We start from the raw sequence: 5051 nt of genomic DNA, 5'->3' as shown, positions 1-5051 counted from the left end.
AGCATGTGGCGCGCGATGGCATAGCCGCCCGTTTCATCGTCCGCCTCGACGTTCACCTGCGCCCGCAACAGCCTGCCGGCATGGATCGTGACCATGGGCGTATGCGGTGGGAGCCAGGTCGTGCTGTCATCTTCCAGGTAGGGTGCCAGCACGACGAGTCCGTCGACGCGTCCGTCGCACAAGGCCGGGATGCGTTTCGGTGCTTCTTCCCAGCCACTGAGCGGAAAGATGGATGTGGTCTGGTGCGCCTCCGTCGCGCCCCGCACGACGCCGTTGAACACTTCCAGGAGGTAGAGGTTGGGTTCCTCATTGGCGATGTTGGCGACGAAGCCAATGGCATTGGTGCGTTGAAACGTCAGCGCACGCGCGGTCGCGTTAGGCCGGTAGCTCAAGCGCGCCGCCACCGCAAGGACCCGCTCACGCGTCTCGATCGATACGCGCGTCGAACCGTTCGCACCGCTGAGCGCGGAGGACGCCGCCGCTTCAGAAACCCCCGCTTCTCGCGCGACGTCAGCGAGCGTGGGCAACTTGTGACGATGGCTCTTCGGCGGCGTGGAAGGCTTGGGTATCGAAGCGGACACTGTCCGGCGGGCGGGAGAGACGGGGCGGCGCACTCTAGCATCGCGTCTAGCTGGAACCAGGTATCGCCAGAGTTGATCCGACCCTCGACCTCCGGTGCTTGCGGGCGCGGCAGCAATCGTCTTGACGAGTCTGGACGGCGAGCCCGAGCCGGCGTGCTGCACGTGGACGAAGGTCTGGCTGACGACAAACGCAACGTTCTGGCCGCAGAGCGTACCGACGTCCTTGGGAAGGGTGCACCGAAATGCTCGAGCGAAGCCCACCTCGTAAATTCTCATGTTCAGCGAGACGAACTCCGGAAAGTTCTTCATGAGGCGGCGGCTCAGGGTGCCGTGACCACCCGCTTCAGAGCGTCCCGGTCGGTCGCTTGAAAGGAAGCTCGGGAGCTGAGCGGCCAACCTGGGCGCCGCGGCGAAAGACTGCAACCAGCCTGGAGCGGGCGTCGGTCAACACCGGAGTTGGCGAGTGGAGGTGACCTCGACGCGACTGACACGGCAAGTTGGTGCAGGATGGCTCATTCGCCCATCAAGCAGCGATGGTGTGAGCGGAACGCCCGAGCCATGTTGGCCAGGCCTTGTCTTGCGACCGCGGCCGTGACGACCTGAGGCGCCGCGCGCAGCTCAGCTGGGAAGCGGCCCATGCCGGCGAACAGGCAGTACCAGGACGGGCGCAGATACATCAGCTTCGCGCCGTGGCGCTCCAGCTCGGCCTCGAAGTCGCCGCCGCGGTCCCAGACGTCGAGCAGGCTGGCGAGCCGGTCGGAGATGTTCTTGTTGGCGCGGTTGGCACGCCAGTAGTCGGTGTCGCGACGCGTGTTGAGCTGGTAGTGGGCGACGACGTAGTCGCGCACGCCCTCGAACATCTCGCTGACGCGGCGATTGAACGCGTCCTGTTGTCGGCGCTCGAATTCGCCACCTTCCATGGCTGCGATGAACTGCTCCACGCTGAGCTGGATCAGCATCAGCGCCGTCGCTTCCAGCGGTTCGATGAAGCCCTGGGCCAGGCCGATGGCGACGCAGTTCTGGCGCCAGTGCTGCTTCACGCAGCCAACGCGCATGCGCAGGCGTCGCGCGGTGGCGCCTTCGGCCGCGGCGCCKAGGACCTCGCGCAACTCGCGCTCGGCCTCGTCATCGCTGACGAAGTCAGAGCTGTAGACATAGCCATTGCCATAGCGCGTCGTCAGCGGGATCTGCCAGGCCCAGCCGTGGCGCAGGGCGGTCGAGACGGTTTCGCAGGGGATGTCTTCGCCATCGACCAGCRGCGTCGGGATGGCGATGGCGCGGTCGTTGAAGAGGTTGTCGCGATAGGGGAGGAAAGGCTCGCCGAGCGTCTCGGTGATCAGCAGGCCTTTGAAGCCGCTGCAATCAACAAAGAGGTCCGCATCGACGCGCGCGCCGCTCTTCAGGTGCACAGCCGCGATGTCGCCGTTCTCGCGCAGTTCCACGCGCGCCACCGTGTCGACGATGTGGCGCACACCGAGGCCCACCGCGTGCGTGCGCAGGAAGGCGCCGAGCTTGCCAGCGTCGAAGTGATAGGCGTAATCCGTGCCGAGCGGCGCTCTTCGCTGCCGGGCCAACTCTGCGGCGAGAAAGAAGTCCCGCGGGTTGGCATCGGCCGCCTGGCCACGCCGACGCAGACAGGCGTTGGTGAAGAAGAGATTGCCCAGCTCACGGTCCGCTTCACTGAAGAAAGGATGAACGTAGCTCTCGTAGCCCGCAACGGTGCTCCAGCCGGGGAAGCGGATGCTGCTCTTGAAGGTCGCGTCACAGGCCGGCATCCAGTCGCGTTCTTCAATGCCCAGCGTGCGGAAGAAGTGGCGCAAAAAGGGCGTCGAACCCTCGCCGACGCCGATGGTGCCAATGTCGGCCGACTCGATCAGCGTGACGTCAACGCCGAGCCGCGCCCAGCGGTGCCGCAGCAGGTTGGCCGTCATCCAGCCGGCCGTGCCGCCGCCGACGATGGCGATGTGTTTGGGAGGCGCCATTGCTCAGCCTGCGGGTAGGGCAACCCGGACTTCAAATCCGCCGGCCGGGTGATTACGAAACCCGACCGTGCCGCCGTGGTCCGCCACGATCTCGCGCACGATGGACAGGCCCAAGCCCAAGCCCTCCTTGCGCATCGCGGCGCCATGCTCCAGCCGCGTGTAGGGCTGGCCCAGCCGCGCCAGCGCGCTCTCCGGCACACCGGGGCCATGGTCGCGCACGGTCACGAGCACGAGGCCGTCCTCGTCGCTGCACACGCTGACCTCCACCGGTTGCTGCTGGCTTTCGCCGTAGAACATCGCGTTGTCCAGCAAATTGCCGATGGCTCGCTTGAGCGCCAGCGGCTTGCCGAATACCGTCAGCGCCTCGTTCTGCAGCTCGATCTTGTGCCCTCCCATGCGCGCGTCGCGCACCATCTTCTGCAGCACGAGGTCGATGCGCAGCGGCGCGCGGTTCTCGTGGATGTCGGTGTCCTTGACGATCTGCAGCGCCGTTTTCACCATCATGTCCAGCTCGTCGAGGTCCTCATGGAACTCGTCCTGCACGGCGGTGTCGTCCAGCAACTCGCTGCGCAGGCGCAGCCGCGTGATCGGCGTGCGCAGGTCGTGCGAGATGGACGCGAACAGCCGCTCGCGGTCGCCGATGTAGCGGCGGATGCGCTCCTGCATGTCGTTGAAGGCCTCGATGGCCTGGCGCACCTCCTGCGTGCCGCTGACACGCAATGGCTTGGGCGCCACACGCCGGCCCACGCGCGCGGCCGCCTGGCTCAGGCCCGCCAGCGGCCGCGTGATGGCGCGCACGGCGATCAGCGTCAGCAGCACGGCCAGGCCCAGGGCCAGCAGTTGCGGCGTCAAGCGTTGCCAGGTGAAGAACTCCAGCTGCTCCAGGAAGTAGGGATCGGGCAGGGTGCTGCTCAGGTAGAGCCACACGCCCGGCTCGGTCTCGGCCTGGATGACGAGAAAGGGCGCGGGCCGCTCGGCGGCAATCAACGAGGGCTCGACCCAGCTCTCCGGCAAGTCGCTCAGCAGCGCGCCGCTGGGCGACACGGCCAGGCCGATGGGCGAGGCCAGCGCCACGCGCAGCGGCGTGCCCTTGGGCAACTGGGCGGTCAGTTCCTGTGTGACCTGTTGCTCCAACATGTGCGCCATCGGCTGGCTGGGAAGGGGCTCAACACTGACCGCGGCGCCGTTGAAGAAGACGAGGAAGCGTGTGCCGCCCATCGTGCGCAACTGTTCGATGAGCAGGGGGCGATAGGCCGCCGGCAGCTCACGCAGCGCACGTACGGCACCTATTGCACCRCTGGCGACGTGATGCGCGGCCAGCTCGGTCTGGCGCCGCACCCGCTGCTCGATCTGGCTGTACCAGAGCAGGTTGACGACCAACTGCACAAGAGCCAGGCCGCCCAGCATGGCCAGCACGAAGCGGCCCTGCAGGCTGTCGAACAGAAAGCTGCTGGCGCGCTGCCACCAGCGGCGCGCCGGTACGGGCGGCCCTGCGTCCTCAACCTCCGAGGGCATGCCTTGGCGTCACCGTCGTTGAGAAAACGTAGCCCGAGCCGCGCACGGTCTTGATCAGCGCCGGCTGCTTGCCATCGTCCTGCAGGCGCTGGCGCAGGCGGCTGACCTGCACGTCCAGCGACCGGTCCAGCGGCCCCAGGTCGCGGCCGCGCGTGACCTCGGCCAGGCGGCTGCGGTCCAGCACTTCGCCGGGGTGCTCGACGAGGAGCTTGAGCAGCTGGAAGTCCATGCCCGACAGCGCGGTGGCTGTGCCGTCGGGGTCGATGAGGCTGCGCTCCAGCAGGTCCAGCGTGAAGCCGTTGAAGGCGTAGTAGCGCGGCTCCTTGGCCTTCTCCTGGCCGGTGCGGCGCGTGATGGCCTTGATGCGAGCCAGCAGCTCGCGCGGGTTGAAGGGCTTGCCGAGGTAGTCGTCGGCGCCCAGCTCCAGGCCGACGATACGGTCGGTTTCGTCGGCGCTGGCGGTCAGCATGATGACGGGCACCTCGGAGCGGCGGCGCACCGACTGGCACAGCGTGAAGCCCTCGGTGTCGGGCAGCATCACGTCCAGGATGCACAGGCTGATTTCGTCGCGGTGGCGTTCGAACTCGGCCATGAAGCTGGCGCCATCGTGGGCCAGCAGCACCTCGTACTGGTTTTTCTCGAGATAGGTCTTCAACAGGCTGCGGATTTTTTGATCGTCGTCGACGATCAGGATCTTGCGCGGGGTCATGGGACAGCTTTCTTGGGAGCGAGTGCGCGCAGCAGGCCCTGCAGCTTGCGCTGTGCGGCAGCGGGCGTCTGGCTCGGGTCCAGCGCAAAGCGGTGGACGGTTTCGATGATGGCGTTCTTGCCGACCTCGCCAAAGGCCATGCGGTGCACGAGGCTCGGCACGCGCGGCGTGTTGGGGTTGGCGAAGAGATGGAAGGAGGCTTGCGCGCAGGGGTCCAGCTCGTCCACCGGCACGTCGCGGCGCACGGGGATGGAGCCCTTGATG

The 5051-nt window shown here is 66.9% G+C and carries 4 protein-coding genes and 1 pseudogene; all 5 read right to left on the bottom strand.

Features of this window, described 5'->3' with window-relative positions; translation table 11 throughout:
* Positions 1-890: LacI family DNA-binding transcriptional regulator (locus ACXJKR_RS24025; RefSeq protein ID WP_457324951.1), on the bottom strand; the 890-nt coding region annotated here is incomplete at its 3' end.
* Positions 891-1093: 203 nt separating this feature from the next.
* Entirely contained in the window at positions 1094-2563 is a 1470-nt protein-coding gene (locus ACXJKR_RS24020; RefSeq protein WP_457324950.1) for a tryptophan halogenase family protein, read from the bottom strand.
* 3 nt (positions 2564-2566) lie between these two features.
* Positions 2567-4078: an ATP-binding protein gene (locus ACXJKR_RS24015; RefSeq protein ID WP_457324949.1), complete on the bottom strand. Its 1512-nt coding sequence runs from the start codon at positions 4076-4078 to the stop codon at positions 2567-2569.
* On the bottom strand, positions 4062-4787 hold the full coding sequence (locus ACXJKR_RS24010) for a response regulator (protein WP_056203803.1): 726 nt from the start codon (positions 4785-4787) through the stop codon (positions 4062-4064). The genes ACXJKR_RS24015 and ACXJKR_RS24010 overlap by 17 nt, the downstream gene beginning before the upstream one ends.
* A pseudogene (locus ACXJKR_RS24005) lies at positions 4784-5051 on the bottom strand (ABC transporter substrate-binding protein); the annotation flags it as partial. The gene ACXJKR_RS24010 and the pseudogene ACXJKR_RS24005, both read right to left, overlap by 4 nt.

Source organism: Roseateles sp. P5_E11, assembly GCF_054049355.1.
The sequence above is the reverse complement of the archived record's forward strand: the minus strand, read 5'-3'. Positions and strand labels throughout refer to the sequence as shown.

Coding starts and splice junctions, on each gene's coding strand:
- ACXJKR_RS24010 (WP_056203803.1), bottom strand. CDS start 4,787: ATGACCCCGCGCAAGATCCTGATCGTCGACGACGATCAAAAAATCCGC.